Raw genomic sequence first — 18,330 nt, forward strand, 5'->3', positions numbered from 1 at the left:
CGTAAGCCTGTCTGTGTAACGATCTTGGGGTAAAGATGTTTTGTCGCGTGTTGTTTCAAAATAGATTTGAAACACCTAAAAATTATTTGGTACGTACTCTAGTCTATAAAATAGGTTTAACTGAGTAATAAAGATTTTAAGGTAACATCCGCCAGAACTCACCAGGATGATGAAGATCATGATGGAATGATGTTTTGTGTTCACCACTAGTAAAAAGCTTAGCTAGAAAAAGATTGTTAAACTGTGATTTGACTGCGAAGAATACTTAACTTAATCAACAGTTTAACCAGACTAGAGCGAGTAGTTTAGGATAGTAAGAAAATCATAGAAACAGCTAAATAATAGTCGCTCACAATAAAATTCAATATTTTATATATAGTTAATCTAATTTTATTGACTGCTCTAATTTTGTAATAGTTGATATTGCAGCCAAGTATTTTTAGTCCTAAAATAATTATCAATTTTCTAGTATATTTCATTAATTTTTAAATTTAAAAATTAATGAAATATACTAGAAAATTTTGTAATATTCTTCAAATAAATAAAGTCATGGCTTTTTCTTTATTTAAAGTTAGTCTTGATACTTCAAACTTTTTTTAGAAAAAAGCAAAATAAAAAGTTACCAAACGATTCATTTATCGACGATAAAAAACTATAGTAAAATTAACAAAAAAATGTTTAAATATTAAAGATTAGTCAAATTTTATTTGACTAATCTTTAATTAGATTTACTATAAAAAATAGTAAATCTAATTAAAATAAAATTATTTTAGATTAGTTATATATAGAGATATTGCACAGATTTAAAAAGTAATTTTACGAACCACCAATTTTCTTATTATAATTTTATTAATTCCATCTAACTAATTTAGTTAGAGCTTGACAAGCATAAGATAATTACTTATCTCATCTAGTTATTGATTATTTCAGGAATAAGCTATTTTTTTAAAAAAACCTTAATTATTCTGGCAAAAAAATGTCAGTTTTTATAACTGAGTTTAGATAAACTCATACATACATTTTAAATTACAAATACCTTTATAAAACTATTTGTAATAGTAAATCTTGATAATCAAGTTCTCAGAAATATTCGTCTACTATCTATGCAGTAGAACAAATTTTATGTATTTAAATAGATTAGAAAAGAAAGAAATTTATGCTCTTTTTTATTAATCTAAATGTAGAGATTGATTTAACAAGTTTCTTGACGATAGTTTTTAATTAAAAAAATAACTCGTCAAAGGAAAAATTCTATCTTAACCAAGTCTATAGTTAAATCAACTTGTCGTCTTAATAGATGTAAAACTGATTGTTATTGGAGGTTAATCGGAGTGTTTTAAACAATTTAGAACTTAGTCTATAAGAAAGAATATCACCAGATAGAGGGAAGTCTTAAAATTTAGAGATCAATTAGGCTATTAGAATATTCAAAAATTATTTCTTAACTCCAAGCTAGACTGATGACTAATAATTTTTATATTTTGGGAATTTTAACTAATGTTCTCACTGTTAGTTCTCTAGTTTCCGCTCATCCATTGCTGTTGTCTCAACAACCAAGCGATACTCCAACAGAATTAACCCCAAAACCAAGCGACACTCCAAAGTCATCTCAAAAGTTAGATGCTATCGAATGGTATAACCAAGGAGTAGATAAAATTAATGAAGGAGACTATCAAGGAGCAATTACCGATTTTACCGAAGCTATCGAGTTAAATCCTCAAGATTCTGATGCTTATTACAATCGGGGCTATGCTCAACACGTTTTGGGCAAGCTTAACGAGGCTCTCGATGACTATAATCAGGCTATAAAGGTCAATCGCGAGTTTGCCTATGCTTATGGTAATCGTTGTTATGCCTTCTTTCAATTAAAAGAATATCAAAAAGCATTAGCTGATTGTTCCGAAGCAATTAATCTTAATTCTGAATACGCTGATTTTTACATATATAGAGGTAATGCTAAAGATTACCTCGGTAATCATCAAGAAGCTATTGCTGACTATACTGAAGCTATCAGCCTTAATGCTAATTATGCTAAAGCTTATTACAATCGTGGTTTAGCTTATAATCACGCTGGAAAATCAGAAGCAGCGATCAGTGATTACACCAAATGTCTAGAATTAAACCCTAATTTAGCTGATGCTTATTACAATCGGGGAATAACTAAATTTATGATAGGAAATCAGACAGAGGCTTTCACTGATATACATAAAGCTGCAGAATTATTTAAGGTTCAAGGAAATTCGGATTATGCTAAGCAAGCTCGCGATACTATTGAGAAGTTGCGATCTCAAAATGATACTTGAATTTTTAGTTCTAGGCCCACTCAACACTCAAAAGAGTATAGTTCTTTAGTACTTTAGTCCAAAATAAACGGCAATCATCTTTCCAATTAGGAATTATGATTAAATATTGAACTTTTTCTTGATTCTCAATAATTTTTCTATAAACTACTACATAGTTTGATATTCAGAAACATTTTAGCTTTATTAACTGTCTTTTCTCTTTACCCAAATCAACATTTCATTCTATAAACTCAGTTCCCTTGTTTAACTACTAAAAATTAATTCTTTAGCTACTTTTACTGAAATAGGCGATGCTAACAGAAAATCAGATTGTTACATAAATTTTTCTGAAGTTGATTAAGGACATAAAACTGTATGTTGTGGAGCTTTCTCAAAAAAAATCAATATTTTTTCTGCTCAATTTTTGCTTATTTAAATTTCTCTGTTGGAAAGTAAGTTTAAGAAAAATATAAATTTCTAATTTCTGTTCAAAGGAAATATAATGAGAAATATTGTTCACAAAAAATAATGGCTTGAGTAGCTTTTGATTACAAAGATAGCTTAACCCTTTTTAATTTCTTTAACTACCTAGCCGTTAATATTTAATTCCCTTTAAATAGAATTTTTGTGGCTGCTGACTGTGTAAAGACATTTGGACAGGGAAATAACACAGTCGTTGGACAAATAAAATAGTTAACTACTCTTAAAGCAGAGAATAACTATTCAGTAGAACTTTCAATTCTACTGGATTTTCGTCAACCTGGCAGTTGTGATATTATATCTGAATCGATACTATTATTAACTGATACGAACCGTGATAACATCTTTGATGTTATCGCTATGCCACCCTTGAATTTACACGATAGGTAAATCCTAATCATTTGATTTCTCATGGTTTAGTGTCGTATTGGTAGTTTTCTTAATAGGGCTAAACAATTAATTTCCCATGTTTGTTTAGTGACTTTATGATGATATATCGGTAATAATCTTCAACAGCTTTAAGACATGTTAGAAATCTTTTCTTAAGAAATATATTAAGTTCGTCTATTTTAGAGACTATCCTTCTGACGTTGATGATATTGTTTATTAATTAGGAAGAATAAATCAGCAATAGTTGCGCATTTAGATTTTAAAACGTAGGAGTAATGGGTTACTTGTATAAAGCTAATTTAATATTTATGCGACTTTAGCTAGAACAGTCAATCACTTAATCTTGAAACCTTGAAAGAGAATTGCAGTTATAAAAATTGAGAGATAAATCTCTCTTTGTCTTTAAAATATAGGGCATTAAGATGACCTTGTCAGGATTATGAATGACGATATAAATAGGCAAATTAAGTTCTATTTATTAATTCAATAATCAGTTTTTTAAGAAGTTTAAAAAAATAAATAAACTAGCAGTTGTAGCTATGATTGGGTTAAGAAGTTGTGATTAGACCACATTAATAGAAGTAAAAAACACTAAAAATATTTGTATCGGTTAATACCAAACATAAATATTTAGTCTTAATTAAAGAACAAGCTTATATTAACTTTTCTAAATTGGAGATAAATACCAAAGCTTTACTGAATTCTTTACCTAGTTTAAAAATTCTTAAACGGAAGCTTATTAATAACATATTTAAAATAGTTTGAACTTAAATTTATGTGAGCAAACATTAAATAAAGATTAAACTTGCTATCTTTTTTCTAGTTTACCAATGACTCATATTATTCGTGAATTTTTTAAATTTATCAAATCAATATCATATGAGTTAAGAATTATATTTTTAGTGAATTATTCGATTTTCTAGAAGCTACTGTTTTTCTTATACATGATGTTTTATAAAAAGATAGAAAAATAAATTCGGTAATAAGACTATTATAAATAGTTTTGGCAAAAAAATGATTGGAGAATTGGTTTTAACTAAAAAACTATATTTGTAGGGTAAGTATTACCCTACAAATATAGACTAAGGCAATAAGTTAAGTAATAACAGTGGGTTTATTTCGTCCTGTGAACTCCTTAATTTTAGCTATTTCATCAGCTAGTTGAATTAAAGGTTTTAAGGCTTGTTGAGTTTCAATATTATGTTGACTAGAATCCGGTTCATAACTTTCGATATAAACTCGTAAAGTCGCCCCTTTCGTTCCCGTCCCAGACAAACGGAAAACAATGCGAGAACCATCGGTAAACCCAATCCGAACACCTTGTTTTTGACTTATACTACCATCAACAGGATCAGCGTAAGAAAAGTCATCAGCATAGGCAACTTCATAGTTACCATATTTTTTTCCTTTCAGATTTTCTACCGTTGATCGAAGTTGATCCATCAATTTATTAGCAGGTTTTGATTTCACTTCTTCATAGTCATGGCGAGAATAATAATTTCGTCCGTATTCCTCCCAATGTTCTTGTACAATTGCCTGAACAGACTTATTTCGAACTGCTAGAATGTTGAGCCAGAAAAGTACTGCCCATAAACCATCTTTTTCCCGAATATGATTTGAACCAGTTCCAAAACTTTCTTCTCCGCAAAGGGTTGTTTTCCCAGCATCCAATAAGTTACCAAAGAATTTCCAACCGGTGGGGGTTTCATAACAATTAATACCCAGTTTTTTAGCCACTCGATCTACGGCTGTACTAGTAGGCATGGAACGAGCAACCCCAGCTAAACCGTCTTTATATCCAGGGACTAATTTCGCACTAGCAGTTAGTATTGCTAAACTATCACTAGGAGTCACAAAAAAGTTACGTCCCAAAATCATATTTCGATCGCCATCTCCATCGGAAGCTGCTCCGAAGTCAGGAGCATTTTCTCCAAAAAGAATTTCTACTAAGTCATGAGCATAGACTAAATTAGGATCAGGATGACAACCCCCAAAGTCTTCCAGAGGGATTCCATTTTTTACAGTTCCTTCTGGAGCCCCTAAACACTTCTCAAATAAGGCATGAGCATAAGGTCCAGTTACGGCGTGAAGGGAGTCCATACACATCCTAAAGTTTCCTGAACTCAACAAAGTTTTTATTCTGTCAAAATCAAACAATGTCTGCATTAATTCTACGTAAGGAGCAATAGAATCTATGACTTCTACTTCCATGGTTCCCAATCTGAAAGATCCAGGGCGATCAAGGTTTACGTCTGCTGCATCAAGTATCTTATATTCGCTGATAGTTTTAGTACGCTCAAAAATAGTACTAGTAACTTTTTCGGGGGCCGGTCCACCATTGGTTACATTATATTTGACCCCAAAGTCCCCGTTAGGGCCTCCAGGGTTGTGACTGGCTGAAAGTATAATGCCTCCTATCGCGTTAGATTTGCGAATAACGGCTGAAGCTGCTGGGGTAGAGAAAATCCCATTACAGCCTACTAAAATGCGCCCAATGCCATTTGCCGCAGCCATTTTCAGGATAACTTGAATGGATTGACGATTGTGATAACGACCATCTCCTCCTAAAACAAGAGTTTTGCCTTCGATCTCATTAAATGAGCTCAAGATAGACTGAATAAAGTTTTCAAGATAATTAGGTTGTTGAAATACAGTAACAGCTTTCCGTAGTCCAGAAGTTCCTGGTTTTTGATCACTAAATGGGGTAGTCGAAACAGTACGAATGGTCATGTTAACTTAGCTCTAATCTTAATAGTGTAAGTGTTTGAATGATTTAGATAACTTCATCAATATGGTAAATTGACTTGGCCTTATTTTATAGTCAATAGACAATGGAACAGTCTTGGAGTTATTTAGATGCTTGCTTTTTAGGTGATCCTATAAGATTTGTTTTCTTTGCCTATACTCAAATAAGAATTGTATTTCCAATGTCTAAATCTCTCTTATCTTCTCTGATTATTCCCCAACTGATCATCGGGTTAGGAAATTGCGAAGCAAAATACGATAAAACCCGTCACAATATCGGGTTTGAAGCTCTTGATGCTTTAGCTCAAACTTGGAAATTATCCTTTACAGAAAATCGCCGTTTTCAAGGTTTATTCTCTGAAGGAATAGTTAAAGGAAATCAAAAAGTTTACTTACTTAAGCCCCTCACTTACATGAACCTTTCAGGTCAATCAGTTCGCGCCGTCAGCGATTGGTATAAACTATCACTTGCTTCCATTTTGGTAATTTATGATGATATGGATTTACCTGTTGGACGAATACGAATTAGATTAGGGGGATCAGCCGGAGGACACAATGGCATGAAGTCAGTTATTGCCTACTTAGGTAGCCAAAACTTTCCTCGGTTACGCATTGGAATTGGTGAATCTCATTCTTCTAAAGAAACGATTTCCCATGTTTTAGGAAAGTTCAGCTCTGATGAAAAGAACGTTATAAAGAACGTCTTCCCTTTAGTCGTCAATGCTTTGGACATGAGTCTCAAAGAAGGGGTTGAAAAAGCTATGAGTATTTATAATAACCGCACAATTATCAAATAAGGTATAATACAGTGCCGTAGTGTAGCTAGAATAGACGAGGTTTATCTGTTGCAGGAGTCATTAGAGTTAGAGTCAAGATTTCTTTTAAAAGTACTTTGGTTGGATGCTAATGTGGCAATTACTGTGGATCAGATAGTGGGAAAAGGAACAAGTCCCCTAACTGACTATTTCTTCTGGCCAAGGAACGATGCTTGGCAACAGTTGAAAGATGAATTAGAAGCCAAACATTGGATTTCAGAAACTGAACGGATTGAGATTCTCAATCAAGCCACAGAAGTCATTAATTATTGGCAGGATCTTCGTAACCAAGGCAAGCGCATCTCCATGGCTGATGCTCAAGCCAAGTTTCCAGAAGTTGTCTTCGGTGGAAGTAATTAATCCGATGAGATCAACAGATGAGGGCCGAGTATTTGACCCTTTGCCCTCACCTAACTTTTCCCTTGGAATTAAATCCTTAAACTAGTCCACCAGACGCTTGAAGACGTGCTCTAGCCCGTTTGAAGGCTCGGGATGCTCTGATTTTTTCTTGACGGTCATTCCCTTTATTTGCTTGCTCTAAACGGGTTTGAGCTTTACTGAATTCCACTTGTGCTTCTTCTTTGCTGATATCATCTTCAACTTCTGCTGAATTGACCAAGACTTTGAGAACATCGTGGTCGACCTCGGCAAAGCCGCCCATAACCACTAAATTTTTCCAATTTTTACCAGGGCGAACTCGCATGACCCCAATGTCGAGAGCAGTTAAGAGAGGAGCATGACCAGATAAGATTCCCAACTGTCCAGACGTGCTCGGTAAGATTACTTCTTCTACAGCGTCATTCCAAACGGTCTTGTCTGGAGTAATTACACGGACTTGTAATGTCATATCAGTTATTCGCTATTAGTTTTAACTATCAGTCATTAGTTGTCAGTCAACAGTGACTCGAAAGGTATTTATTGTAAGAGACTGTTGACTGAGGAAGAATTAACTTTTTTGCAGTTTTTCGGCTTTAGCTTTAGCTTCGTCGATGTTTCCGACTAGATAAAATGCTTGTTCAGGCAGATCATCTAATTCTCCATCAAGAATCATTTGGAACCCCTTAATAGTATCTTTAAGAGTTACATACTTACCAGGCGCGCCGGTAAAGACCTCAGCCACAAAGAAAGGCTGAGATAAGAATCGCTCAATCTTACGAGCACGGTCTACAGTACGGCGATCATCTTCAGATAATTCATCTAATCCTAGAATAGCGATAATATCCTGTAGTTCTTTATAACGCTGTAGGGTTGATTGCACTGCGCGGGCTGTATCATAGTGTTCTTGACCAACAATGGAAGGCTGCAACATGGTGCTGCTAGAATCTAGAGGATCAACTGCAGGATAAATCCCTTTAGAGGCTAATCCACGGGATAACACAGTAGTTCCATCAAGATGAGCAAAGGTGGTTGCAGGAGCAGGGTCAGTCAAGTCATCTGCAGGGACATAAACTGCTTGAACAGAAGTAATAGAGCCTTCTTTTGTAGAAGTAATCCTTTCTTGTAAATCTCCAACGTCAGTCCCTAAAGTGGGCTGATATCCAACTGCAGATGGCATCCTTCCTAATAATGCAGACACTTCAGAACCTGCTTGAACAAATCGGAAGATATTATCAATAAACAACAATACGTCCTGTTTATTGACATCACGGAAATATTCCGCCATGGTTAAACCGGATAGACCGACTCTCATCCTAGCTCCTGGAGGTTCGTTCATCTGACCATAAACAAGAGCAATTTTCGATTCTTCAGGGTTATCAGGGTTAATAACCTTAGATTCAATCATTTCGTTGTAGAGGTCATTTCCTTCACGAGTACGTTCTCCTACACCAGCAAAAACGGAGACTCCCCCGTGGTTAATAGCGATGTTGTTGATCAATTCCATCATGATGACGGTTTTACCAACACCTGCACCACCAAACAGACCAATTTTTCCTCCTTGACGATATGGAGTTAGGAGGTCGATAACTTTAATTCCAGTTTCAAAAACTTTAGGTCTGGTTTCTAATTCAGTTAACTTAGGCGCGGGACGATGAATAGGAGAAGTCTCACTCATATCTACATCACCTTTCTCATCCACAGGCTTTCCTAGGACATTAAAAATGCGACCAAGAGTAACTTTACCTACAGGAACGCTAATAGGCGCACCAGTATCAACAATTTCCATTCCGCGAATCAATCCGTCTGTCCCACTCATAGCAACAGCGCGAACTCGGTTATCTCCTAATAATTGCTGTACCTCACAGGTGACGGAAACATTTGCCCCAGTGGGGTTTGTGCCTTCAATTATGAGCGCGTTATAAATTCGAGGTAATTTGCCACTGGGAAATTCGGCATCAACAACCGGGCCAATGACCTGAGTGATTTTACCAACGTTGGTTTGTTCTGTTACGACTACCATACTTATTCTATCTGTTTAAGGGATTAGCTTAGAGTTTGGCTAAGGGAGAACCTACTCTCATTAATCTTTTTTCGCCACCCTATAGAGTACCACTTCTGGGTGACAGGGGGAATGTCTCTAAGATTGTTTAGAGAAAAATAGTTTTATCAAAACCTGTCATGTAAAAAAAAATCTAAAAACAAAGTTCAATCACTAATAACAAGCTTATCAAAAAATAATATTTTAGTGTAAATGACATGTTATTAGATAACAAATCTAAGTTAGATTAAGTCAAATTCAATATTTTTGCTTAAAATATACCTATATACCTATGACGTTAAGTGCCAAATTCAGATCAACGAATGAGATTCTAAATTTAGAAGAACTTAATAATTACCTGTTATAAAATTTTAAATTTTAAAAAGCACAGCTTGATTTATTAAAAAAGTTTACTGGGCATAAGCTTATATTTATAAGATTTGACTATCAATAAAACTAATTATATTAATTAATTAACTACAAAAAATTTTTTTGAGCAGAAAAATTTATCTATTTTTAAATGAGAGTTAATCAATATAGGTACAAATCGACAGAAGAGTTAAGTTGTTTCAAAAACAAGAGGATATACACTGATATATTCAAGTTAAAAGTTATATCTATAATTTTAACAGATAAAAATTTTCACTAAACCTTAATAAAGGATTAAGGTTTAGTGAAAATTTAGGAATTGTTGTTTATACAAAACTAGTAATAGTACTATAACTTTTTTTAAAAGAAGTAGATAAAATAGAGAATTACATAGCAGTTACTAATTAACAAAACTAATGAATTAAAACAATAGAATTTATTGTTTGTTAAATATCATAATAATATAGTCTGATCTATATCAGCTTAATTATGCCGAATAGTCTTACTTAAAAAGATACAACTTTTTATAAAAAAACAGAAATAACCGGAAACTTAATGAGCATTAAGAGATAAGATAACTAAAATAATTTTTTATATGTTCATGTTTTTACAGAAAAAAAATACTTCATTTTTTTAAAATAGTTGTAATAAAGATTTATTGTAAGCTTATTTGTCTTAAAAATTAATCTCTAAATAGAGACTAAAAAATATATTTATTAACATAAATGAAGTCACTTTTTATAAAAAATAAGAAATTAAAAAATGTTAAAATAAGCTGAGCATAAACTATAGTATATCCCATATAACTTTCTAGATTTATACAAAATTACAACTAAATATTGCTAACTAACTAATGTAAGAAACTGAAGTAACAGTAAATATATTTCATCTTGTTAAATAAGTTAATAATCAGTTAGATAATCAAATAAAGTTTTAAAAATGAGAAGCTAAAGAGCTTGAAAAACTAGTTGAAAATAAAAATCATATCAAGTCCAAATAAGAAACTATATGTTTTGCTTAAAAAGCAAATCGATTTAAGTAACAAACAGAAAGTTCAATTAGATTAGATGTATGAAACTTTGTCAGGTTTTTTAAAATGTGCAAATTAAAATTTTAAGTTTTTTACTTAGTATTTCTTACTAAATTTAATGGCTATTCTTTCCTGATAGAGAAACTAAAAATTTAACCAATGATAATGAGTTACTTCTTGAGATTTTCCGCAGTTTTATTAAGGAAATCATAATGATTCATAAATATTTTTTTTTATTAATTACTTTGAAATACTCATTAGCTTAGGTCTCATATATTAAATTTTATAAACTTTATGTTAGCTCTAATTTTAAAGATCAACCTAGCAACTATTCTCTATTAATTTCTAAAATAATTTTTCCCTTTTTATTATAATGCTATCTATTATTATCTTTTATTGATCAATAAGACTTATTTTTAGATGATTTGATATCATCAGTTTAATGTTCATTAATTAGATAGATTCAGTCATTTTGTATTCATTATCAAAATTTAATTCGCTAAGATTTCTGTTGAGATATATGATTATTCATAGTCCTGACTTACCATAGCAGTTAGTTATTTTCCAATGTACTTTTAAAGTATTAATTCTAATCCGGCTCCATTTGTATAAAAAATATATATTTACTCTAATATATAGAATATTTTATTCTGTCATATACAGTTATTTTTTTATAAAAGTTAATTATTAATTTTTTTTGTTTAAAAAATCTTCTTATTACATGTCTTAGTTTTAGAATTTTGTAAAAAAATCTAAGCTTTTTAAAGTAATTCTACTCTGTTTAATTTTAGATTATTTAAATACAATTAAATCTATTTAGCAAACTATTTCATATCTTGTCTATATTTATTAGGTACTAGTCTTTATTTTAATTGCTAGGCTAATTTTTTTTTAAAAAAATTTAGATATAAAACATATTTTCTATTTTTTAAATGCTGATTTTTTACTAAAAAATACAGAATGTAAATTTAAAGATGTTTTTTAAGCATTGTTTTATATGAATTGTTTATCTCTCATTCCAAGTAAATTTTTCTAACCTTATTTAGTATTACTAGTTAATTCTAAGAGTTAACTATAAAAACTTTTTGACAATAAAAATTTAGGTATGAGCATATTAAGTGACAATGGTAAACTAATTTTGATTAAATTAGTTTTACTAAAGCCAAGTTACTACTAATAAATAGAAACTTAGTTTAATGTAGCGAGAACTTTGACTCCAAATTCATTTTCAAAAACCAGTTTATTATAGTCTAGATTCCACAGTTCTAAGCCACATTCATCACTAGAATCAGTAGAAAATAAATGTAAATAAAGCCTTTTATCTTTTTCATTATATTTACAGTTAATAGTTTTAACATCTCCTATTTGTCGACTATTGAGAGCAACAGCTAAACGCAAAATTGTACTTAGTTGTTTAACTATTTTTCGATAAGTATCAGGCAACTTACTATAGGGCTCATGTTTTTTCTTAGGGATACTTTTACGATGATAACGAGCTAAATTGGCAATAGTTTCTAATTCAAGTTCTGTAAATCCTAATAGTTCTGCATTACGAATTAAATAATAAGAATGTTTATGATAAGCAGAATGATTAACATATAATCCACATTTATGTAAAATAGTTGCTGCCCAAAGTAACTCCCATTCTTTTGTTCCCCAATCATAAAAAAATCCTTTTAATTGCTCAAACAAACTTTGGGCAAATTGTGCTACTCTTTCAGAGTATTCCATGTTAACTTGATACTTATGAGCAATTTGATAAACACTACGATGACGTACTTTTCCTTGATAACACAAGCGATCTTCAATTAACTTGTGATTTAACATCCAGTCAACAATCATTCCTTCTCGTAATGCCCGTTCACAAACGGTAATGTTATCCAATGTTAGCATGGCCATTGCTTCCATTAAAATTACTCCACCTGCCACAATAATTTCAGCACGTTTATCGGACATGCCTGAAATTTTTAATCGTTCTTCATAAGTCATTGAAACAAATTTTTTTACCAAGTCTTTAACCTCTTTACGTCCCATTCGATAACCCTGAAGAGGACTAGGAACTTCTCCTAATTTTTGCAATGCATTGATAGTCACTAGAGTTTCGATCGTTCCAGAAGTTCCTACGAGTTGGGGCTGTTCATTGTCACCTAGTTGACGACGTAATTCATCAATTGGACGTTCAAGCATTCCCCGTACATAAGCCCGTAAGTTAGAAAATTCTGTTTCACTAACTGGATCAGTAGTGATCAATTCCTCTGTGAGTCTTACTGCTCCAACTTTGATACTACTGAGAAAACGGGGCTCATGAACATCAGCAAGGATAATTTCTGTTGAACCTCCTCCAATATCAATAATGACATGAGGCCGATCCTGAAAATCCATACCTGACAAGACGCCTAGATAAATGCGACGTGCTTCTTCATAGCCAGAAATTAGGTTAATTTCAATACCAACTTCTAATGAGACTCGTTGAATAAAATCTTTTCCATTAGGAGCTTCTCTAGTAGCACTGGTGGCAATGGCGACAATATGATCCACTTTTAGGCTATTGGCTAAGTCTTTACAGCGTTTTAGAGATGCGATTGCTCGTTCTATAGCTTCTTCGGTTAACTTTCTAGTTTTTGCTTCCCGTTCCCCTAGCCGCACTGTATCTTTTTGTCGGTTAATAATCGTGAAGGTAAGCAGAGTTTTATTGATTTCTACTACCACCATATGGATTGAGTTTGTGCCGATATCAATGGCTGCTAATAGACAAGTATTACGGCTGTCACTATTAATAAAATTAGACTTAAGAGATGTTGTCATAGACTTAATTTTTCGATTTTTTATAGAATAATGCCTTTGGGCAATTTATTGAACTATTTTTTAAACCTAATCAAAATAAAATAACATAAGCATTACCCAAATATTTTTATAAAAATAAAAATATTTGGGTAATGCATAATTTACTCCTGCTTATAAAAATTGTTTTTTTACAAAAACTATCAGATATATTAGCAATGTAAAATCGGTAGTAAAAATTATAGACGCAAAATCGTATCATATCATATTTTTTATTTATTAAAAATAATTTAAGTATCAAGAATTTTTGATGCATATTTTTTAAAAAAATTAGCCATGAAATAGCAAGATGTAAACGTATTTATTTAATTTATAGCAATACATTTAAAAAATTACTTTGAATAATAAAAAACATTATTATAACATCTTAGTCAATCTAAATTAAATAAAGTAATAGTTAATTCTTAAAAGATATTAATGTCAGAATAGTTTATAAACTAAATAATAAAATATTGAATATCTAAATATTAGAGATTATTCTTAATCTAAATAATTTTAAATTATATTTACTCTCTAAAACTAGATTTAAAATCCACAAATGATATTACAGATTTTTTTAAAAAAAACTTAATTTTAAAAGTAAAATGATTAAACTTTTACTGATTACTTCAGTGGTTTTTGAATAAACTTTAATTCTTCTATTTAGAACAGTAAGATAGATGTTTTAACAAAAAATTTCTATTAAGTCAGTATTAATAAATAAATAATTTTAAAGAAATAAAATAAATACGTAAATAACTATTTTATAACTATTTCATAGAAAAAATAGTTATAAAATATAGTCTCTATTTTTTTAGAAAATTAAATTTTATTATTGTTAATAAATAAAATATATAGAAATAAAATCCATGATCTAATTGTTAGAAAATTTAATTAATAAAATTAATTATGAGAAATTAACTTTAAGCATATAATTTTTTATCTGAATACTAATTACTGCCAAATAAACTATTTTTAGGATATTTATATCCTAAAAATAAATAATTTTTTAAAAAAATAAAGATATTAGAAATTCTTTAGTTCATTGAATAAGATAATTACAAGAGGTTATAAATAATAAAATAATATCCAAAAATTACATATAAATAACCGATAGTTTATAACTAGTTTTTTTAGACAAAAGAGTGGGTATTAAAGTGTTCTAAACAAGCTTTTTTTAAAAGATAGAAAATAGCTATAAGTTCTCAATAAATAGACCTTAGATAGAATCAAGTAAATTAATCTAGATTTAGATAAATTTTTTAAAAATTTATCTAAACTCATAGTAAAGACTAAAAGAATTGAGTATTATTTGATTAGATCAATTAATACTCAATTCTTTTGTAAAAAAACTTTAGACAAGATACTAAATAGCTTTTATATGCTAATCAGCAGAAAAATATTATAGTTAAAATTTATTTAAATAGGTTTTAAAAAATAGAATAAAAAATCTAAATTAAACTAATTATATCTAATATATTGCCATTATTATTTTTTTCGCTGTCTAATTTATTGTCAGTCTATTTCATGAGATTAAATAGTCTTGCTACTATTTTGTTAGTATATTTTAATTTAAAGTTTTTATTTGTTTACACTAAGTTTATATATAAAATATAGACTGTAAAACAATTTTTTGAAATATATCGCACTGGTTTTATGGTAACTTCTGTGATAAAAAAGTTATAAATAATTAGTCTAATTTATTTTATGGTTACTCCTTCTAAATCAACCTCTGAACCTACTTGGCTAACGATTATTCGACTCTTACGGTGGAATAAACCTGCTGGAAGGCTTATTTTAATGATTCCTGCGTTATGGGCAGTTACTTTAGCGTCTGGCGGAACGCCTCCCCTCCCATTAGTGGGAATAATTATTTTAGGAACCTTAGCCACCAGTGCGGCAGGTTGTGTTATCAATGATTTGTTGGACAGAGATATTGATTCTCAAGTAAAAAGGACTCGTACCCGTCCTTTAGCAGAAAAGTCTTTATCCGTAAAAGTAGGTATTATTGTTGCTTCTATTGCTCTAGGATGCGCAGTTATTTTAGCTTTTTATCTCAATAACTTAAGTTTTTGGCTATGTATCGCTGCGTTTCCTGTTATTGTTTGTTATCCTTTGTCCAAGCGAGTTTTTCTTCTTCCCCAATTAGTTTTATCCTTAGCGTGGGGGTTTGCTGTTTTAATCAGTTGGACAGCAGTGACGGCTCGATTAGAACTTCCTACTTGGATATTATGGGGAACAACAGTATTTTGGACATTAGGATTTGACACAGTTTATGCTATGTCAGATCAGGAAGATGATAGAAAAATTGGAGTTAATTCTAGTGCCTTATTTTTTGGTTCTTATGCTGCTGATGCTGTAGGAATATTTTTTGCAATAACTGTTGTTTTATTATCCTATTTAGGAATAGTTTTAAGACTTGAAATTGCATTTTGGATTACTGTAGTTATTGCCCTAGTAGGTTGGACAGTCCAATATTTTTACCTCCGTTCAACAGATATACCAAAATCTGTCTATGGAGAAATTTTTCGTCAGAATGTCATATTAGGTTTTTTCTTATTATTAGGAATGGTGTTCGGTTAATTTTCAGTTTTAAATACTGTATAGATAGCAATATTTTTTAAATTTTTTAAGTTTGATAGAATTAAAATGGTTTTTTTCTTTACTGCCTCAACAATTGTAGTTAAATCTCTTTTCTGGAAAATATTCTCAACTACTTTTTATTCAAAAAATTATTTCCCTATAACAATATAAACTTGCTATATATTCTTCATAACCGTTTTAATGTAGAGTCTTTTTCACATCATCCCACAATAATCTAAGTTCTGTCTTAATGAACTTCTCAGTGGTTTCAGACAACGAGAATAGGATCTATTGGGGTTAACAATATTTGCTCCTTTAAATTTAAATCCTCAAGAAATAATCATACGTGGGGATACATTGTGTGGCTTAGGGAATGACGTTTAACAGCAAGAAAGCTAACTGATTGACCACTTCTTAAATCTGTAATCTTTCTTAATAGAGCTAAGGTAAAAAACTTAAATAGAGGCTAGGTCCTGGAATAATATCAGAATTTTAAAATAAATTAAAGAAGATAAATTTAGCCAAGACTATAAATTTTACAACATAAATCAAGGCTTTCATCATAAACTCTACCAAAAGCAAAACTATTGAGCAAACTTTGACACGACAAAAACGATAAATTCCTTCTTTTAAAGATAATTTAAGGTTTTTTATTTTTAAAAAAATACGGTTTGAGATTTTTTTATTGAGCCCAAAACTTCTATTTTCTAAGGGTCAGCTAGTAATTTCTGAACCTTTAACTAAAAATTTTGGGTTCCTCCAAACTCGTAGAATTTATTATATTTTTCAGCTACTATTTATTTAGTAATAAGAAAATTGACTATAGTAAAAGTCAATTTTTTAATAACTTTAATTAGTTTAAACGGCTTAAGGCTATATTTATAATGCTGTTTGAGAGGATGATTTTCAGCAACTGGTCAATGAAAATAAACCGTCTATAATCTTTGCTTAAACAAGAGTTTTGAAAAAGTGACGATATCCTAAACGAATTTTATGAAAAGTAATCCTATTTTCATAAACTTCCCAATTGGGAAGAAAAGTTAGTTAAAGTCATCTTATCTGTTAGTTTTTCTGAATCGTCAAAATCTTTCAAAGCTCTGGCTATCATAGTTAGATTTTCGTCCGAGTTTCCGAGGCAAATATCACCAAACTTGAGAAGATTAGCAGTAGGCTAAGTTTCAACAGTCTTCAATTTACAACAAAGTCTAATACAGAACCTCAGTAGAAGCATGCATTAACTCAATTTATGACTAGAATTATCTTTAGAAAATGGCGGGAGGCGGATTTGAACCACCGACCTTCGGGTTATGAGCCCGACGAGCTACCAGACTGCTCTATCCCGCGTCGCCTTTCCTATCATAGCAAAAACTATAAGTATATGGCAAGTTATTTGCTAAATAATTTTACAGCATGGATAATTCCCCAATGACTTCAAGACGTTTATAGTTACTAAGACTCATAAATTTTTCGGCTAAGGTTTCGGCTACACTAGGAGTTATCCAACCCATACTTCGCAACACATGAATAGCTGTAGCGTATTTAGCTCGTTTTGAACCGTCCATTACTTTAATGGCTAATCCCATTCCCTGTCCTACACGACCAACACATTGAATGCCTTCAGCTCCAGATTTACTCACGAGTTCTCCTTCAGTTAAACGCATCAATTCTGTATCAAAGGCTCCCACCCCAGCTACCATCGTCGGGTAGTAAACCATTGCTCGGACAATTCTTTCTAGGTCTAGGTTATTCCCCGATGCTAACTGAGCGTATAAATGAGCCATTTGACTAAGTTTCATAGAGTAGGTAGGAGCTCCACAATCATCGTGAGCACTGATCAATTCTGCTCCTGGCATGGCTAATAATTCACTAATTTTGTCTAAAATTAAGTTTTGTACAGGGGAAGATTTTTCAAGATATGTATTAAGGGGCCAGTTGCGTTGTCGACAAATAGCTAACATTGCAGCATGTTTCCCCGAACAGTTGTGCTGTAAAGGACTTCGGCATCCTTCAGGAATTGGGCATTGCAATGCACTGGGGTCAATATCCGCTCGCCAGAGTACATTGAAAACCTGTCGTGCCTGTTCAACCGTCCCTTGGTGAGAGCTACAAATAACTGCTAAGTCTTTATCATTAAGCTCATAGCGTTCTAAGGTTCCAGTAGTAACTAGAGCTAAGGACTGAAAGGGTTTTAGGGCTGAACGAACAAAGGCTGTGGTTTCAGAATTTCCGGCGACTAGTAAGAGTCTTCCACGAGCATCACAAATCATTGCTTCAACTTGATGGGCTGACTCAACAATGCCCTCCCGTAATAAGTGAACTTCTAGTTTAGGAGTATGGGTGCGTGTTCCTCTGGTCATTCGATTCTAAAGTTTAGGATTGTGGGTTGGTATTGAATACGTC

The 18,330-nt window shown here is 31.6% G+C and carries 9 protein-coding genes and 1 tRNA gene; 4 read left to right on the forward strand and 6 right to left on the reverse strand.

Annotated features, from left to right (window positions below; translation table 11 throughout):
* Window positions 1-1,460: 1,460 nt before the first annotated feature.
* Window positions 1,461-2,303: a tetratricopeptide repeat protein gene (locus P3F56_RS00005; protein WP_281152740.1), complete on the forward strand. Its 843-nt coding sequence runs from the start codon at window positions 1,461-1,463 to the stop codon at window positions 2,301-2,303.
* 1,944 nt (window positions 2,304-4,247) lie between these two features.
* Here the strand turns inward: P3F56_RS00005 and P3F56_RS00010 are convergent.
* Window positions 4,248-5,882: an alpha-D-glucose phosphate-specific phosphoglucomutase gene (locus P3F56_RS00010; protein ID WP_281152741.1), complete on the reverse strand. Its 1,635-nt coding sequence runs from the start codon at window positions 5,880-5,882 to the stop codon at window positions 4,248-4,250.
* Between the two features lie 197 nt (window positions 5,883-6,079).
* Here P3F56_RS00010 and pth point away from each other — a divergent pair, with 197 nt between their 5' ends.
* Together pth and P3F56_RS00020 are read left to right on the forward strand one after the other, a co-directional pair.
* Window positions 6,080-6,694 (forward strand): aminoacyl-tRNA hydrolase, encoded by a 615-nt coding sequence (gene pth, locus P3F56_RS00015; protein WP_281152742.1) that lies wholly within the window; start codon window positions 6,080-6,082, stop codon window positions 6,692-6,694.
* Between the two features lie 48 nt (window positions 6,695-6,742).
* On the forward strand, window positions 6,743-7,072 hold the full coding sequence (locus P3F56_RS00020) for a 30S ribosomal protein PSRP-3 (RefSeq protein ID WP_405054756.1): 330 nt from the start codon (window positions 6,743-6,745) through the stop codon (window positions 7,070-7,072).
* A 76-nt stretch (window positions 7,073-7,148) separates the two neighbouring features.
* Here the strand turns inward: P3F56_RS00020 and atpC are convergent, their stop codons facing one another.
* The 3 genes from atpC to P3F56_RS00035 form a co-directional block, all read right to left on the reverse strand.
* Complete coding sequence (atpC, locus tag P3F56_RS00025; RefSeq protein ID WP_281152743.1) at window positions 7,149-7,559, reverse strand: ATP synthase F1 subunit epsilon; 411 nt, start codon at window positions 7,557-7,559, stop codon at window positions 7,149-7,151.
* Window positions 7,560-7,658: 99 nt separating this feature from the next.
* The gene (gene atpD / locus P3F56_RS00030) at window positions 7,659-9,110 is read right to left on the reverse strand and encodes a F0F1 ATP synthase subunit beta (protein ID WP_281152744.1); all 1,452 of its coding nucleotides are present in this window, start codon (window positions 9,108-9,110) and stop codon (window positions 7,659-7,661) included.
* 2,605 nt (window positions 9,111-11,715) lie between these two features.
* A complete protein-coding gene (locus P3F56_RS00035) occupies window positions 11,716-13,332 on the reverse strand; it encodes a Ppx/GppA phosphatase family protein (protein ID WP_281152745.1) in 1,617 nt (538 codons plus the stop codon).
* Window positions 13,333-15,054: 1,722 nt separating this feature from the next.
* On the opposite strand from P3F56_RS00035, the gene P3F56_RS00040 reads away from it, so the two are divergent.
* Window positions 15,055-15,930 carry a 4-hydroxybenzoate solanesyltransferase gene (locus tag P3F56_RS00040; RefSeq protein ID WP_281152746.1) on the forward strand — a complete coding sequence of 292 codons (876 nt, stop codon included), beginning with the start codon at window positions 15,055-15,057 and terminating at the stop codon, window positions 15,928-15,930.
* 1,270 nt (window positions 15,931-17,200) lie between these two features.
* On the opposite strand, the gene P3F56_RS00045 is transcribed toward P3F56_RS00040, so the two are convergent.
* A tRNA-Met gene (locus P3F56_RS00045) sits at window positions 17,201-17,274 on the reverse strand.
* Window positions 17,275-17,333: 59 nt separating this feature from the next.
* Window positions 17,334-18,287 carry an asparaginase gene (locus tag P3F56_RS00050; protein ID WP_281152747.1) on the reverse strand — a complete coding sequence of 318 codons (954 nt, stop codon included), beginning with the start codon at window positions 18,285-18,287 and terminating at the stop codon, window positions 17,334-17,336.
* Between the last annotated feature and the right edge of the window lie 43 nt (window positions 18,288-18,330).

Source organism: cyanobacterium endosymbiont of Epithemia clementina EcSB (genome assembly GCF_029919255.1).
Taxonomy (GTDB): Bacteria; Cyanobacteriota; Cyanobacteriia; order Cyanobacteriales; family Microcystaceae; genus Rippkaea.